The sequence below is a fragment of the Mesorhizobium sp. RSR565B genome, assembly GCF_054719465.1.
Genome location: NZ_JBTTIE010000001.1, coordinates 2,605,871 through 2,621,087 on the forward strand (window position 1 = coordinate 2,605,871; position 15,217 = coordinate 2,621,087).

The 15,217-nt window shown below is 63.7% G+C and carries 15 protein-coding genes; 5 read left to right on the plus strand and 10 right to left on the minus strand.

Translation table 11 applies throughout. From position 1 onward, the window contains the following. Nucleotides 1-2: 2 nt before the first annotated feature. Both ACYG9R_RS12665 and htpX read right to left on the minus strand, forming a co-directional pair. A complete protein-coding gene (locus ACYG9R_RS12665) occupies nucleotides 3-1,388 on the minus strand; it encodes an RsmB/NOP family class I SAM-dependent RNA methyltransferase (RefSeq protein WP_023726114.1) in 1,386 nt (461 codons plus the stop codon). After that, nucleotides 1,379-2,404 (minus strand): zinc metalloprotease HtpX, encoded by a 1,026-nt coding sequence (htpX, locus tag ACYG9R_RS12670; protein WP_023824306.1) that lies wholly within the window; start codon nucleotides 2,402-2,404, stop codon nucleotides 1,379-1,381. Before htpX ends, ACYG9R_RS12665 begins: the two co-directional genes overlap by 10 nt. Before the next feature lie 105 nt (nucleotides 2,405-2,509). On the opposite strand from htpX, the gene ACYG9R_RS12675 reads away from it, so the two are divergent. Beyond that, entirely contained in the window at nucleotides 2,510-2,716 is a 207-nt protein-coding gene (locus tag ACYG9R_RS12675) for a DUF1674 domain-containing protein (RefSeq protein WP_023688862.1), read from the plus strand. 126 nt (nucleotides 2,717-2,842) lie between these two features. Here ACYG9R_RS12675 and ACYG9R_RS12680 read toward each other — a convergent pair whose 3' ends face one another. Beyond that, nucleotides 2,843-3,508, minus strand: a complete 666-nt coding sequence (locus ACYG9R_RS12680) for an HAD-IA family hydrolase (RefSeq protein ID WP_023824305.1) — start codon at nucleotides 3,506-3,508, stop codon at nucleotides 2,843-2,845. 180 nt (nucleotides 3,509-3,688) lie between these two features. Between ACYG9R_RS12680 and ACYG9R_RS12685 the strand changes: the two genes are divergently transcribed. Both ACYG9R_RS12685 and ACYG9R_RS12690 read left to right on the plus strand, forming a co-directional pair. Further along, nucleotides 3,689-4,558: a transglutaminase-like domain-containing protein gene (locus ACYG9R_RS12685; protein ID WP_023700201.1), complete on the plus strand. Its 870-nt coding sequence runs from the start codon at nucleotides 3,689-3,691 to the stop codon at nucleotides 4,556-4,558. A 386-nt stretch (nucleotides 4,559-4,944) separates the two neighbouring features. After that, on the plus strand, nucleotides 4,945-6,213 hold the full coding sequence (locus tag ACYG9R_RS12690; protein WP_023824304.1) for an SAM-dependent methyltransferase: 1,269 nt from the start codon (nucleotides 4,945-4,947) through the stop codon (nucleotides 6,211-6,213). Nucleotides 6,214-6,279: 66 nt separating this feature from the next. On the opposite strand, the gene ACYG9R_RS12695 is transcribed toward ACYG9R_RS12690, so the two are convergent. Continuing rightward, the gene (locus ACYG9R_RS12695; protein ID WP_023818256.1) at nucleotides 6,280-7,017 is read right to left on the minus strand and encodes an MOSC domain-containing protein; all 738 of its coding nucleotides are present in this window, start codon (nucleotides 7,015-7,017) and stop codon (nucleotides 6,280-6,282) included. A gap of 9 nt (nucleotides 7,018-7,026) precedes the next feature. After that, nucleotides 7,027-8,982 carry an acetate--CoA ligase gene (gene acs / locus ACYG9R_RS12700; protein ID WP_023693191.1) on the minus strand — a complete coding sequence of 652 codons (1,956 nt, stop codon included), beginning with the start codon at nucleotides 8,980-8,982 and terminating at the stop codon, nucleotides 7,027-7,029. A 304-nt stretch (nucleotides 8,983-9,286) separates the two neighbouring features. On the opposite strand from acs, the gene ACYG9R_RS12705 reads away from it, so the two are divergent. Next, nucleotides 9,287-9,559 carry an usg protein gene (locus tag ACYG9R_RS12705; RefSeq protein WP_023668649.1) on the plus strand — a complete coding sequence of 91 codons (273 nt, stop codon included), beginning with the start codon at nucleotides 9,287-9,289 and terminating at the stop codon, nucleotides 9,557-9,559. Between the two features lie 60 nt (nucleotides 9,560-9,619). Here the strand turns inward: ACYG9R_RS12705 and ACYG9R_RS12710 are convergent, their stop codons facing one another. Both ACYG9R_RS12710 and ACYG9R_RS12715 read right to left on the minus strand, forming a co-directional pair. Beyond that, on the minus strand, nucleotides 9,620-10,654 hold the full coding sequence (locus tag ACYG9R_RS12710) for an aldo/keto reductase (RefSeq protein WP_023736831.1): 1,035 nt from the start codon (nucleotides 10,652-10,654) through the stop codon (nucleotides 9,620-9,622). A gap of 43 nt (nucleotides 10,655-10,697) precedes the next feature. Then, a complete protein-coding gene (locus tag ACYG9R_RS12715) occupies nucleotides 10,698-11,879 on the minus strand; it encodes an MFS transporter (protein WP_286458483.1) in 1,182 nt (393 codons plus the stop codon). Between the two features lie 123 nt (nucleotides 11,880-12,002). Here ACYG9R_RS12715 and ACYG9R_RS12720 point away from each other — a divergent pair, with 123 nt between their 5' ends. Beyond that, on the plus strand, nucleotides 12,003-12,911 hold the full coding sequence (locus ACYG9R_RS12720) for a LysR family transcriptional regulator (RefSeq protein ID WP_023700207.1): 909 nt from the start codon (nucleotides 12,003-12,005) through the stop codon (nucleotides 12,909-12,911). A 51-nt stretch (nucleotides 12,912-12,962) separates the two neighbouring features. On the opposite strand, the gene ACYG9R_RS12725 is transcribed toward ACYG9R_RS12720, so the two are convergent. The 3 genes from ACYG9R_RS12725 to ACYG9R_RS12735 form a co-directional block, all read right to left on the minus strand. Further along, on the minus strand, nucleotides 12,963-14,012 hold the full coding sequence (locus tag ACYG9R_RS12725) for an aldo/keto reductase (RefSeq protein WP_023824303.1): 1,050 nt from the start codon (nucleotides 14,010-14,012) through the stop codon (nucleotides 12,963-12,965). A 154-nt stretch (nucleotides 14,013-14,166) separates the two neighbouring features. Further along, on the minus strand, nucleotides 14,167-14,421 hold the full coding sequence (locus ACYG9R_RS12730; RefSeq protein WP_023700209.1) for a type II toxin-antitoxin system Phd/YefM family antitoxin: 255 nt from the start codon (nucleotides 14,419-14,421) through the stop codon (nucleotides 14,167-14,169). 89 nt (nucleotides 14,422-14,510) lie between these two features. Beyond that, nucleotides 14,511-15,173 (minus strand): YggS family pyridoxal phosphate-dependent enzyme, encoded by a 663-nt coding sequence (locus ACYG9R_RS12735; protein WP_023700210.1) that lies wholly within the window; start codon nucleotides 15,171-15,173, stop codon nucleotides 14,511-14,513. Nucleotides 15,174-15,217: the final 44 nt, after the last annotated feature.

Consider the following 15,217-nt stretch of genomic DNA (forward strand, 5'->3'; position numbering starts at 1 on the left):
AGTCAGGCCAGACGTCGCATGCGGGCGGCGAAGAAGCCGTCCAGGCCGGAAACCCCTGGCGAACCAAGGTCAAGATCGGCGGGTGTGGTGCGCAGCGTGCCTTGCGGGGTCAGGAAGGCGTCGATGCCAGCGATTTCGCCGGGCTGCAGCGGATCGTCGGCGACGGTCTTGTTGCCGGCCAGAAAGGCGCGATACAGATCCTCGCCTTCGATCGGGTCCAGCGAACAGTTGGAAAAAACAATCCGGCCGCCCGGTTTGACCAAAGTGACGGCGCGGGCGAGCAGCTTTGCTTGCAGATCGGCTAGCTTTTCGACGTCGGCTACCGTCTTGGTCCATGGCACGTCCGGGTGGCGCCGAACCGTGCCGGTGGAAGAGCAGGGCGCGTCGAGCAGGACGGCGTCGAAAAGCTCCGCCGGCTGGTATTTCAGCAGATCGGCCTGCACGATCTCGGCGGACAGCCCAAGCCGTTCGAGGTTCTGCGTCAGCCGCGCCAGCCGGTTCTTCGAGGTGTCCAAGGCGGTGACTTTGGCGCCGGCAAGGATAAGCTGAGCGGTCTTGCCGCCGGGGGCGGCGCAGAGGTCGGCGACGCGTAATCCTTTGACATCGCCGAACAGCCGCGCCGGAAAACTGGCGGCGGCGTCCTGGACCCACCATGCGCCTTCGCTGAAGCCCGGCAGTTCGGTGACGGAGGCGCTGAGCTTTTCCACTCGCACCGTGCCGGTCGGCAGCACGATGCCGCCGAGCTTTTCGGCCCACAGTTCGGGATCGGCCTTGACCGTGAAATCCACCGGCGCCTCAACGCGATGCGCCGCCAGGATCTGTCTGGTCATCTCAGGGCCATAGGCAGCTTTCAGGCGATCGGAGAACCATTTTGGCGCCTCATCGGTGGCGGCAAGAGCTGCCGGCAGTTCGGTTTCCTTGGCGCGCACCAAAGTGCGCAGCACGCCGTTGACGAGGCCGGAAAAGCGCTGCGTGCGTGGGTCCGACTTGGCGTGGGTCACAGCCAAATCGACGGCGGCGCTGTCGGGGATGTCGAGGAACAGGATCTGCGCCGCCGCAACATGCAGGATTTGCGACAGCGCTGTGGCGTTGGGCGGCAGCGGCTTTTCAAGGCGGCGGGCGAGGAGCCCGGCAATGGTCATGCGGTAGCGCAGCGCGGTCACCAGTATGGCGCGCACCAGGCCGCGGTCGCGCAGGTCGAGCACCTTGTATTGCGGGTGGCCGTTCTCGTGGTCCGTCAGCCCGTCGAGCGGCGTTTTGGCGTCGATAACGGCGGCCAGCAGCCGCGCCGCGGCCTTGCGCGCGGCGAGGCCGGCGACGAATTCGTCCGAGCTGTTTTCGCGATCGCCTGAATGTGCGGGCCGGGATCTGGCGCCGCTCACGACCACGGACCTTTGGGTCCGGTCGGATTGCGGCCCCACGGATTGGCTTTCGGCTTGGCCGGTTTGGTCGGCTGCGTGGGGCGTGCTGCCTTACCCCACGGACCTTGCTCGGCATCGGCCGGCAATTCTTCGATCGGCTCTGGCGTCGGCGCCTGGCGCGGCGCCGGCTGGCGGCCTGCCATGTCGCGCGCCATCGCCTGCAGCGCGGCGATGCGGTTGTCGGTGTTCGGGTGGGTCGAAAACAGGCTGTCCATTCGCTCGCCGTGAAGAGGATTGATGATGAAGAGATGCGCGGTCGCGGGATTGCGTTCGGCATCCGGGTTGCGGATGCGTTCGGCGCCGCGGGCGATCTTGTCAAGCGCTGATGCCAGCCAAAGCGGATTTCCAACGATTTCGGCGCCGCGCCGGTCGGCCTCGTATTCGCGGGTGCGGCTGACCGCCATCTGCACGATCATGGCGGCGAAGGGCGCGACCAGCATCGCCACCAGCACGCCGACAAAGCCGAACGGGTTGTTGTTGTCGCGGCTGCCGCCGAAGAAGAAGGCGAAATTGCCGAGCATCGAGATGGCGCCGGCGAGTGTCGCGACAATGGTCATGGTCAGCGTGTCTCGATGCTGGATGTGGGCCAGCTCATGCGCCATGACTGCCGCCACCTCCTCATGCGACAGGCGCTCCAGCAGCCCGGTCGAGGCCGCGACCGCGGCGTTCTCGGGATTGCGGCCGGTGGCGAAGGCGTTCGGCTGCGGATTGTCGATCAGATAGGTCTTGGGCATCGGCAGGCCGGCCTGCTTGGCCAACGCCTCGACGATGGCGTGGAATTCGGGCGCGTTCTTCGCGTTGACCTCGACGGCGTGGTTCATCGACAGCACCATCTTGTCGGCATTCCAGTAGCTGAACAGATTGGTGCCCGCGGCGACCAGGAAGGCGATCATCATGCCGCCGGTGCCGCCGATCAGAAAACCGACGCCCATGAACAGCGCCGTCATCGCGGCCAGGAGCATGGTGGTGCGTAGCGTGCTCATCATCTGCTCCCTGTGCGGCCGTGGCAAAAAAAGGTCGATCGGGGTGAACTCATGGCTATATGATGGGAAACGCCGCCCTTCGTTTCAATCCGCCCGGACTATCGCATGACCGACCAACCCAGCAAAGCTGATGCCGACCGGGAGAAGGACCTGACGCCGGCGGCCAGCCGGGCGCTGGCTGAAGCCGAGGCGCGCCGTGAAGCGTATCGCCAGAAGGAAGCTGCGTTGCCGAAGGAAATCGGCGGCCGCGGCGGCAAGGAACCCGGCCGCTACGGCGACTGGGAAGTGAAGGGACTGGCTAGCGATTTCTAGGGGTTCAGGAACGGAAGAACTGGGGAACTGGTGAACTGAAGAGTTGAAGAAAAAGGCGCATAGCAGTCCTCCAGTCCTCCAGTCCTCCAGTCCTCCAGTCCTCCAGTCCTCCAGTCCTCCAGTTCCTCAGGCCGCGCTGCGCTGTGCCCCCAGCGTCATCCAGCCGCTGTCATCGATCGCGATGGAGACGGTTTCGTAGCCGCCAATCGAGTTGTGCTGAGTCGTCATTGGATGCTGGTGAGTGGCGCTGATCACCATCACCGACGCGCCCGCTGCTTCCGCCGCCGCGATACCGGCCGGTGCGTCCTCGAAGACCAGACAGTCGCCGATATCGACGCCGAGCCGTTTTGCCGCCAGCAGGAAACAGTCGGGCGCCGGCTTGCCGTGCGACACATCCTCGGCCGCGACCACCAAGGCGGGAACCGGGATGCCGGCGGCCCGCATGCGCAGCAGCGCCAACAGGCGCGGCGCCGAGGTGACGATCGCCCAGCGCTCTGGCGGCAAAGCGTTGAGGAACGGCACGGCGCCGGCGATCGGCAGCACGCCTTCGACATGGTCCGACTCCGCCTGCAACAGCACAAACGCCTCATGCACCGGGTCGACGCCGGGAAGCGCCAGCCTGGTGATGGTCTCGACCGCCCGCACGCCATGGATCGTCGGCAGGAAGGCTTCGACGTCGAGACCGTGCTTAAGCGCCCACGCCGCCCAGACGCGCTCGGCCGAAGCGATCGAATTGAGCACCGTGCCATCCATATCGAACAGGAACGCGGCGAATTTTCTGCCTGCAAACATCAGATTTTCCATGGGGTTAGGGATCGTTTCGGGAGGGTCAAAACATGTCGTGCGACCGTAACGTCGCCACGCTTGCCTGGGAAGCCGCGGGAGAGCCTTTTCGATAGTTCCAGGGAACCATGGTCCCGCCTCTGGCGTTTTGAGCATACTGTTTTCCACGGGATCGAAGGGGCAATCATTGTGCTGATCCGGCTCGGCTACGAAATCGCCATTGAATGCGTCGGCGCCACGCCGGTCATCTCGCTGCTTGATATCCACAGGGATCGTCAGGCCGACATCAAACGGCAGACGCGCGTGCTGACGTCGCCTTCAGTGCCGAGCAAGGTCTATCACGATCTGTTCGGCAATACCTGCCGCCGCTTCACCGTACCCGCCGGCAGTTTCCGCATTCTCTATGACGCAGCCGTCGAGGACAGCGGCGAGCCTGACGCGGTCAACACGCTGGCCAGGGAAGTCCCGGTGGCGGAACTGCCGGACGATGTGCTCGGCTACCTCCTCGGCAGCCGCTATTGCGAGACCGATCATCTGAGCAGTCTGGCCTGGCAGCTTTTCGGCCATGTTCCCTCTGGCTGGGCGCGGGTGCAGGCGATCGTCGACTATGTCCACAACCGGCTGTCCTTCGGCTATGGCTATGCGCGGTCGACGCGCACCGCGGCCCAGGCGCATGAGGAGCAGGTTGGTGTATGCCGCGACTTCGCCCATCTGGCGATCACGCTCTGCCGCTGCATGAACATCCCGGCCCGCTATGTGAACGGTTATCTCGGCGACATCGGCGTACCGGCTGACCCGGCGCCGATGGATTTTTCGGCCTGGATGGAAGTGTTCCTCGACGGCAAGTGGTACACGTTCGACCCCCGTCATAATCGTCCGAGGATAGGCCGCGTCGTCATCGCGCGCGGTCGTGATGCCACGGACGTGCCACTGCTGCACAGCTTCGGGCCGCATCAGCTCTCGCTGTTCAAGGTCTGGACCTATGAGCAGGAAGGCAATCTGTTCAACCCGCCCTATCACGGCGTCGACAAGACCGTCAGCGCGCGGATGCTGGCGTGACCGGATTCTGATCCGCTTCGACACACAATCCGGAATGGAAAAGGCCGCCGCTTCTTGACGAAGCCGGCGGCCTTCCGTGTTTCCGTCCGTGGCGCGGCCAATGGCGGCGACCGAGGTCACCCGCCGCGCTTATCGCGCCTTAACGGGAAGACTGCTTCCCGAAAGTGCAATCCGCTGAGGCCACGTTCTGGAAAACGAAATCACTCGACATCGGATCACCTCCTTTCGATTTGTTGAACACGTACAGATGATGGGGTGCGTTGCAGCAAAAAACAAGATGCCGATTTGAAATAGCTGGCGAGCCGCCTTTTGCGCCGGGTTGCGAAGAGCCGCGAGGGCGGGCAAAATCCATGCAAGGTGGATTGTCAGGACTCGGGAGGATGGCCATGGAGGCAGCCGAGAAGGCCGCGCGCATCGTGCGAACGGTGATCGAAACGCTGAAGCCGGGTTTTGCGGTCAAGCTGTGGACCGGCGAGCGAATCGGTCCCGCCACCGGGCCCGTGCTCACCATCAACGACCAGGACATCGTCTGGCAGGTGGTGAAGCGGCCATCGTTGTCGACGCTGATCGAGATGTGGATCTCCAAGACGATAGACATCGAAAATGGGACGATTTTCGATTTCTACGCACTGCCGTCGCAAGGCAAGCTCAGGACCAAGCTCAAGTCGCTGCCGAAGCTGGCGATCCTGCGCGACCTGCCGGCGGTGCTCCTGTCACGCAAGCAGATGAGCGCACGCACCGATCTGTCGGGTCGCAACCCCTATGTCAGCGGGTCGAGCCAGGAGGCGATCCAGCATCACTACGACATTTCGAATGCCTTTTACCGGCTCTTCCTCGACGAGCGCATGGTCTACAGCTGCGGCTACTTTACGGATTTCGGCAATGGCATCGACCAGGCGCAGGCCGACAAGCTCGACCATATCTGCCGCAAGCTCAGGCTGAAATCGGGCGAAAAGCTGCTCGACATCGGCTGCGGCTGGGGCGCCATGCTGATCCATGCGGCCAAAAATTACGGCGTCGTCGGCCATGGCGTGTCGCTGTCGCAGGCGCAGACCGATCTCGCCCGCGAGCGCATCCGCGCCGAAGGGCTGCAGGACCGCATCACCATCGAGATCAAATCCTATGCGGAACTCAAAGGCTCCTTCGACAAGATATCGTCGATCGGCATGTTCGAGCATCTCGGCCTCGCCAACCACGCCAGCTATTTCAAGACCATCCATCGCTTGCTGAAGCCCGGCGGCATCTATCTGCACCACGCCATCACCAGGCGAAGCAAGGGCGACTTGAAGAAAACCTTGCGCAAGGGGCCGGAGTTCAAGGCGCTGCTCAAATACATTTTCCCCGGCGGGGAACTCGACACGATCGGCATGACGCTGGGCAATCTGGAGGCGCATGGCTTCCTGGTCTACGACGTCGAGAATCTGCGCGAGCACTATGCGCGCACCTGCCGGCTGTGGGCCCAGCGGCTACAGGCTCGCTTCGACGAGGCGGTCGCCGAAGTCGGCGAGGCCAAGGCACGGCTGTGGCTGCTTTATCTCACCGGCTGCTCGATCACCTTCGAGCGCGCCTCGGCGCAGATTTTTCAGACCGTCGTCACCAAACGCGCACGCGGCCCGAGCGGGCTGCCGCCGACACGGGCGGATCTGTATCGGTAGGGATAGGATTCGGGGCCGAACCCCACGCTTTCCAAGGTCTGCGATTCGCTGCCTCGCGGTAGAGGCCTACACGAACCGCATCGGCGCGCCGATCTCGACACGGGCAGGCCTGTCCACAGTGCAATAGACGCCGAGATTATGGGCGTTGTGGCGGACCAGATTGCGCAGGATGCCGGGATCGTGGTCGAAGCCGTCCTGGCTGATGATGGTGAAGCCGCAGCGGCGGCACGGCTCCGAGACGGTCACCAGCAGGTCGCCGATGGCAAGCTTGCGGCCAATCCATTCGGTCTCGGGAAACGAGCCTTCGACCGCCGCCATGTCGACGACGATGGTGGGGCGGAAGCGGCGCGGATCGGGAATGCCTTCGGGGTGCAGCGCCTTGAGCCGGGCCAGCGATGCGGTGGTCAAGAGATGGATCGGCGCTTTGCGGTAGCGCGCCGCGGTCAGCGGGCCGGTGTAGCCGGGAGCGTTGTCCTGGCTGAACGGCCGGATCGAGGCGGCGAAGCCGAGATAGGTCGAGACGGCGCTGTCGCATTCAGCGCCCGGCGCTACCAGCCAGTCGCCGTCGGGAACGGCGATCTCCAGCTTGCGGTCCTTGCTCAGCCGGGTGCGGATGCGCGGCACCTTGTGCCACTTGGCGTCGCGGTCGGGCCGCGCGATCTCATTGTCCGAGACATCGACAAGGCCGAACAGCCGGTCGCCGTCGATGGTTTCAAGGCCGACCGAAATGGCGTCCTGGCGTTCGCCGGCAAGCGAACTTGCAGGGTAACGCCAGAGCTCCGTGACTGCGCCCAGTGCAGCCATCAAATCCCCTCAGCCCTTCTTGTTCTGGCGGTTGGCGATCAGATCATCGACCACGGCCGGATCGGCCAGTGTCGAGGTATCGCCGAGTGCGGAAAAATCGTCCTCGGCGATCTTGCGCAGGATACGGCGCATGATCTTGCCGGAGCGGGTTTTCGGCAGTCCGGGCGCGAACTGCAGCTTGTCGGGCGAGGCGATGGCGCCGATCTCCTTGCGGACATGGGCCACGAGCTCCTTGCGCAGTTCCTCGCTCGGCTCCACGCCTTTCATCAAGGTAACGTAGCTGTAGATGCCCTGGCCCTTGATGTCGTGGGGATAGCCGACGACAGCTGCTTCCGACACCTTCTCATGGCTGACGAGCGCCGATTCGACCTCGGCCGTTCCCATGCGGTGGCCGGAAACGTTGATGACGTCGTCGACGCGGCCGGTGATCCAGTAATAGCCATCGGCGTCGCGGCGACAGCCGTCACCGGTGAAGTATTTGCCCTTGTAGGTGGAGAAATAGGTCTGCACGAAGCGGTCATGATCGCCATAGACGGTGCGCATCTGGCCGGGCCAGGAATCGGCGATGCAGAGATTGCCGTCGGCCGCCCCTTCCAGCACCCTACCTTCGCCGTCGACCAGCTGCGGCCTGATGCCGAAGAAGGGCCGCGTCGCCGAACCAGCCTTGAGGTCGGTGGCGCCGGGCAGCGGCGTGATCAGGATGCCGCCGGTCTCGGTCTGCCACCATGTGTCGACGATCGGCACCTTGCCGTTGCCGACGATGTTGAAATACCACTCCCAGGCTTCCGGATTGATCGGTTCGCCGACTGAGCCCAGCACGCGCAGCGACTTGCGCGAGGTCTTCTTCACCGGTTCGTCGCCGGCGCCCATCAGCGCGCGCAGTGCCGTCGGCGCAGTGTAGAAGATGTTGACCTTGTGCTTGTCGATGACTTCCCAGAAGCGCGACTGCGAGGGGTAATTCGGCACGCCCTCGAACATCAGCGTGGTGGCGCCGTTGGCGAGCGGGCCATAGACGATGTAGCTGTGGCCGGTGACCCAACCGACATCGGCGGTGCACCAGTAGATATCGCCATCATGGTAGTCGAAGACATATTGGTGGGTCATCGAGACATAGACGAGATAGCCGGCGGTGGTGTGCAGCACGCCCTTCGGCTTGCCGGTCGAGCCTGAGGTATAGAGGATGAACAGCGGATCCTCGGCCTTCATCTTCTCCGGCTTGCAGTCGCCTTTCACCGTGGCGATCTCGTCATGGTACCAGATGTCGCGTCCCTGAACCCAGCCGGTCTTGCCGCCGGTGCGGCGCACGACGACCACCTTATCGACCTTGGTGCCGGCCTTGGCGGCGATTTCGATCGCTCTGTCGGTGTTTTCCTTCAGCGGGATCGGCTTGCCGCCGCGCAGGCCCTCGTCGGCCGTGATGACGAAGGTCGACTTGCAGTCATCGATGCGGCCGGCCAGCGCGTCCGGTGAAAAGCCGCCGAAGACGATCGAGTGGATGGCGCCGATGCGGGTGCAAGCCAGCATCGCGTAGGCCGCTTCCGGGATCATCGGCATGTAGATGGTGACGCGGTCGCCCTTCCTGACGCCGTGCTTCTTCATCACATTGGCGAGCCGGCAGACATGCTCGTAGAGCTCGTTATAGGTGATCTTCTTGTCGTCGTAGGGATTGTCGCCTTCCCAGATGATGGCTGTCTGGTTGCCGCGCTTCTTCAAATGGCGGTCGATGCAGTTGTAGGAGACGTTGGTTTCGCCGTCCTCAAACCATTTGATCGAGACCTTGCCCTCGAAGGAGGTGTTCTTGACCTTGCTGAACGGCTTGAACCAGTCGATGCGCTTGCCGTGCTTGCCCCAGAACTTGTCCGGATTCTTCACGCTGTCGGCATACCATTTGAGGTAGGTGTCGTTGTCGATCAGCGCATTCTTCTTCCACGCCGGCTGGACGCGGTGGATCTTCACCTCGGACATGTCTTCACTTTCCTCCCAAACGAGCCCGCCGGCTTGACCTCAGCCAGGATCACGGCGACGCAGCCGCGAATTCGGCGGCATTATTAACAGTTCCGCGCTGACGGCAACATTAGACGTTGGATTCGCGTGGCGGGATGCCGCAGCTCCCGTTTCGGTTGCATCAGCACTCGGCAGCGGTCGCTGCTAACTGCATGTTTTCGTGCATAAAACCCGACTGGGATCAGGAAAATCATAGACAGTTAAGGAACGGCGCGCACAATTCGGTGTTGGGAGAATGGAGAATCAACTAGGCCAAGGGGCTGTCATGCGCGATCATTCCGAAATGGACCTGATGCTCAAGGGGTATGGCCTGACCACGGCCAAGATTCTGTACCATTTTCCCGACCACCCGCATCTGCTGCAGAGCTTCATCTGGCAGGATTACGATCTGGCGCCGAAGTTTCCGGTGCTGATCAAGTTCATCGAGTTCTGGAAGGCCAGGCTCGACGGGCCGCTGCATTCGATCAGCTACACGCACCAGAAGCTGATCGCGCCGAACGAATGGCGGAAGGTGGATGGGGAGTTCGTGCTGCACTGAGCGGCAGTATAGCTGATCTCCCCCGCAAGGGGGGAGATTGGCAGCTTCAACGTCGTGTGATCACACCGCAGGCGGGTTCAGCCGGGCGAAACCTTCCTGGCGGAGATAGGGGAAGTACGGGTAGGGCGCGGTCACTTCGCTTGCCATGTCGAGCTTTTTGACCTGCTCCGGCGTCAACGCCCAGCCGACGGCGCCGAGGTTCTGGCGCAGCTGTTCCTCGTTGCGGGCGCCGATGATGACGGAGGACACGGTCGGGCGCCGCAACAGCCAGTTGATGGCGATCTGCGGCACGGTCTTGCCGGTCTCTTCAGCCATCGCATCAAGCGCATCCATGACCCGGTAGAGATGTTCGTCCGCGACCGGCGGGCCGAAATCGGCGGTGTCGTGCAGCCGGCTCTTTTCCGGCAGGGGCTGGCCGCGGCGGATCTCGCCGGTCAGGCGGCCCCAGCCGAGCGGGCTCCACACCAGCGCGCCGATGCCCTGGTCGATACCGAGCGGCATCAGCTCCCATTCATAGTCGCGACCGACCAGCGAGTAGTAGACCTGATGCGCGGCGTAGCGCGGGTAGCCATGCTTGTCGGCTTCCGCCAGCGATTTCATCACCTGCCAGCCGGAGAAGTTGGAGACGCCGACATAGCGCAGCTTGCCGGCGCGCACGAGGTCGTCCAGCGTCGACAACACCTCCTCGATCGGCGTGCCGGCATCGAAGGCGTGCAGCTGCAACAGGTCGATGTAATCGGTGCCCATGCGCTTCAGGGCGGCGTCGACGGCTTTGATCAGCCGCGAGCGCGACGAGCCGTAGTCGGCCGGTCTGTCGCCCATCGGCAGCGAAGTCTTGGTCGAGATCAGCACCGCGTCGCGGCGGCCTTTGATGGCTTCGCCAAGCACTTCCTCGGAGGCGCCGTTCGAATAGACATCGGCGGTGTCGAACAGATTGACGCCGGCCTCGAGGCAGATGTCGATCAGCCGCCGCGCTTCCTTGGCATCGCTGTTGCCCCAGGCCCCGAACAGCGGCCCGGAGCCGCCGAAAGTGCCGGCGCCGAAAGAGAGTGCGGGCACTTTCAGGCCCGATGCGCCGAGACGTCGATAATCCATTTTATGCTCCTTGATGATGTCGAAGAAGGATTGCGCGTGATGCTCATGACTGGGCGCAGACCGGCACCCCGATTGTGGGGGCGCGATCGAGGCGCAGCGCCAGGGCAGCGACGCCAAGAGCCGCGACCGGCAGCAAAGCGGCGATCCAGGTTAGTGAGCCGAGGCCGAGGTCATGGGCAATCACCGCGCCGCCAAGCCAAGCGCCGGCGGCATTGCCGAGGTTGAAGGCGGCGATGTTGAAGGACGAGGCGAGGCTCTGGCCCGCGCCTTGCGCCTTTTCCAGCACCCACATCTGCAGCGGCGCCACGGTGGCGAAGGCGGCGGCACCAAGCAGGCCGACATAGATGACGGCCAGGATTTGGCTGTGGACGGCGAAGGTCATTGTGGCCAGCACCAACGCCAGCACCACGAGGCTGCCGAGCACCGCCGGCACCAGCCAGCGGTCGGCGACCTTGCCGCCAAGCAGATTGCCGGCGATAAGACCGCCACCGAAGACGAGCAGGATCGGCGACACGGCGGCTTCCCCAAAACCGGTGATCTCGGTGAGCAGCGGGGCGATGTAGGTGAAGACGGCGAAGACGCCGGCATAGCCGAGCACGGTGGTGGCGAGGCCGAGCAGCACCGGCGTGCGGCGCAGCACTGCGAGGTCGGCGCGCAGATTGGTCTTCTCGGGCGCTTCCTTGCTGCGCGGCACCAGAAGCAGGATGACGGCAAAGGCTGCCAAGCCGACCAGGGTTACGGCCCAGAAGGTGGCGCGCCAGCCGAAGGTCTGGCCGAGCCAAGTGCCGAAGGGCACGCCGAGGATGTTGGCGATAGTCAGGCCGGTGAACATCAGCGCGATCGCCGAGGCTTTCTTGTTGGGCGCGACCAGGCCGGTGGCGACCACCGAGCCGACGCCAAAGAAAGTGCCATGGGCAAAGGCGGTGATGATGCGGGCGCCCATCAGCGTCCAGTAGTCGGGGGCGATCGCACAGGCGAGGTTGCCGAGCGTGAAGATCGCCATAAGGGCCAGAAGGACGGTCTTGCGGGGCCAGTTGCCGGTGGCGATGGTCAAAAGCGGCGCGCCGATGACGACGCCCAACGCGTAGCCCGAAATCAACTGGCCGGCGGCCGAGATCGAGACTCCGAGATCTTTGCTGACATCGATCAGCAGCCCCATGATGACGAATTCGGTGACACCGATGCCGAAGGCGCCGGCAGCGAGGGCGTAGAGAGCAAGAGGCATGGCGGTTTCCAGTTCGAACTCGATGAACGCGACCAGACCCGCGCCCCGACCGCAGAGATCGTGTTGCCATGCCTTGTGAACCAGACTTGCCTTGGGCATATTTCCTGTGAAATAGATTCACAAATGGCCAGACCCGATATCAACCGTTCCGGCGAGATCGAAGTGTTCGTCCGCGTCGTCGAGGCGGGCAGTTTCTCGGCTGCGGCTCGTTCGCTGCGTATGACACCGTCGGCGGTGAGCAAGCTGATCGCGCGACTGGAGGCAAGGCTCGGCGCGCGGCTGGTCACGCGCTCGACGCGCAAGCTGCAGCTGACGCCGGAAGGGACGGCGTTCTATGACAGCGGGGTGCGCATCCTGGCCGATATGGCGGCGGCCGAGCGCGAGGCGGCCGTGGGTGCCGCGCCGCGCGGACGGCTGCGCGTCAACTCCTATGTGCCCTTCGGGGTGCATCGGCTGATCCCGCTGCTGCCTGATTTCCTCGAACGCTACCCCGGGATTTCGGTCGATCTGGTGCTGACCGACAGCGTCATCGATTTGATGGCTGAGCGTGCCGACGTCGCCATCCGCGCCGGGCCGCTCGGCGAGTCGCGGCTGGTGGCGCGCAAGCTCGGGCAAAGCCGGATGACAGTCGTTGCCGCACCGTCCTATCTCAAGACGCATGGCACGCCGCTGGTTCCAGCAGATCTCGACCGGCACAATCGCATGGCTTTCGGCTTTGTCCGGCATGTCGATGGCTGGTCGTTTGTCGATGCAACCGGGAACGCCGTCATGGTGCCGATCACCGGAAACACGCTGGTCGGCGATGGCGAGTCGATGCGGTTGATGGCGGTCGGCGGCGCCGGCATCGCCCGGCTGGCACACTGGCATGTGGCCGATGACATCGCGGCGGGGCGGCTGACGGCGCTGCTGGAGGATTTCAATCCGGGCGACGAGGAGCCTACCCACGCCGTCTATGTCGGCCAGGGCCGGCATTTGCCCGCACGGGTGCGGGCGTTTCTCGACTTTCTGGTCGAGAGCGTGCGGATGAGCTGAAAAGACGTTGGGGAGCCAGATGACCCCCCAAGCATCAGGCGACAGCGATGACTATTTCTTCGGGGTGAACGGCGCCGGGCGGCAACCGGCGCCCTGACGCTCCAGCATCCAGCCGGGATATTCGGCCGGCAGCGCGCTGACCTCATCCAGTTTGGCGAGATCGTCGGCGTCGAGCTTCACCTCGGCCGCGGCTAGGTTCTGCTCGAGCTGCTCCATGCGGCTGGCGCCGATGATGACGCTCATGACGAAAGGTTTGGCCAGGACATAACCGAGCGCGACCGTAGCGACGCTGACATCGTGCTTTTTGGCGATGTCGCGCATGACGGCGACGGCTGCCCAGGCGCGGTCCTCATCGACCGGCGGGAAGTTGAAGGCGGCGCGGCGGCCCTCGCCATTGCCGGGCGCGCCGGGACCGTATTTGCCCGACAGCAGGCCGCCGGCCATCGGCGACCACACCATCAAGCCGAGCTTCTCCTCGTTGATGAGCGGCACGATCTCACGCTCGAGATCGCGGCCGGCGATCGAGTAATAGGACTGGATGGTCTCGAAGCGGGAGAACCCCTTGCGCTCGGCAATGCCCAGAGCCTTGGCGATGCGCCATGCCTGCCAGTTGGAGACGCCGACATAGCGAACCTTGCCGCTGGCAACCAGGTCATCAAGTGCCCGTAGCGTCTCGTCGATCGGCGTCACCGTATCGGTGCCGTGCAACTGATAGAGGTCGATATGGTCGAGCTGCAGCCGCTCCAGGCTGCCCTCGACCGAATCCATGATGTGGCCTCGCGAAGAGCCGCGCTCGTTCGGGCCCTGGCCCATGGCGCCATGCACCTTGGTGGCAATGACGACGTCCGAGCGCTTGACGCCGAGATCCCTGAGCGACTGGCCGAGCAGGCGCTCGGACTGGCCGAAGGAGTAGACGTCGGCGGTGTCGAAGAAATTGACGCCGGCGGCGATCGAACGGCCAACGATGTCGTTGACGCCCTTCTGGTCGAGGCTGGCGATCAGACCCCATTGGGCATTCTCGCCGGCGGCGCCGAAGGTCATTGTGCCGAGGCAGAGTTCGGAGACGAACATCCCCGTATTTCCGAGTTGATTGTAGCGCATCGTGGCAGCTCCAGAAGATTTGGTGATTACGCAAAGCAAATAGGAACGGTACGTTTCGTTTCCAGTGGTGGCGTAATCGACCGGATGCATCTGGCCCCATAGAACTCGTCAACCGTGGCGAGATGCGCGAGGCGATGTTTGTGTCGAAAATCTATCAGAATTCCACGGGTCGGATCATCGTCTCTGAGCGGCGGTTGACCTCCTCGACGAAATCGTCGTCCCATGCGGGACCGGAGAGGAGATATTCCGCAAGCGAAGGCTTTGCGCCGATCAGTTGGTCATAGTCATCAGGAGACAACACGACGGCAGCTGGCTTTCCGCGCAAGGTGATGGTTTGCGGCCCTTCTTCGCGCGCCTGTCGCACAAGCTTCGAAAGATTGTTTCGTGCGTCCCTGAGGTGCCAGTCCAAGAAGAATAGTCCTCGCTAACTCGGCCGGATGTGCTCGATACATTAGCTCGAAAAATCGGGGATCGACAGGTGTCTCGCGAAGCCGACGACTACCGGCTCCCAAAAATCGCCGAGCCGACCCGGACGCTGGTGGCGCCGAAGGCGATCGCGGTCTCGTAGTCGCCGGACATGCCCATCGACAGTTTGGCGACGCCGGCCTCCTTGCCGAGCTTTTCCAGCAGGGCGAAATGCGGGCCGGGATTCTCGTCCGCCGGCGGGATGCACATCAGGCCTTCGATGGCGAGGCCGTGGACATCGCGGCAGCGGGCAACGAAGGCAACGGCGTCGCGCGGCTCGATGCCGGCCTTTTGCGGCTCCGAGCCGGTATTGACCTGGACATAGAGTTTTGGTGCACGGCCTTGCCTAGCGATCTCCTTGGCGAGTTCGGCGGCGATCTTCTCGCGGTCGACGGTCTCGATGACGTCGGCGAGCGCGACGGCTTCCTTCGCCTTGTTCGACTGCAGCGGGCCGATCAGATGCAGCTCGATGTCGGGGAATTCAGTTTTCAGCGCCGGCCATTTGCCTTGCGCCTCCTGCACCCGGTTTTCGCCAAAGACGCGCTGGCCGGCCTCGATGACCGGGCGGATGGCGTCGGCCTCAAAAGTCTTCGACACAGCAACCAGCGTCACGGAGCCGGCGTCGCGGCCGGCCTCGCGCTCGGCGGCAGCGATCCTCGTCCTGACGGCGAAAAACTGTTCGACGGCGCTCGCCATGCCTATATCCTGCCTGTCTTTCTAGCCCTCGCCGGCTCACCGCA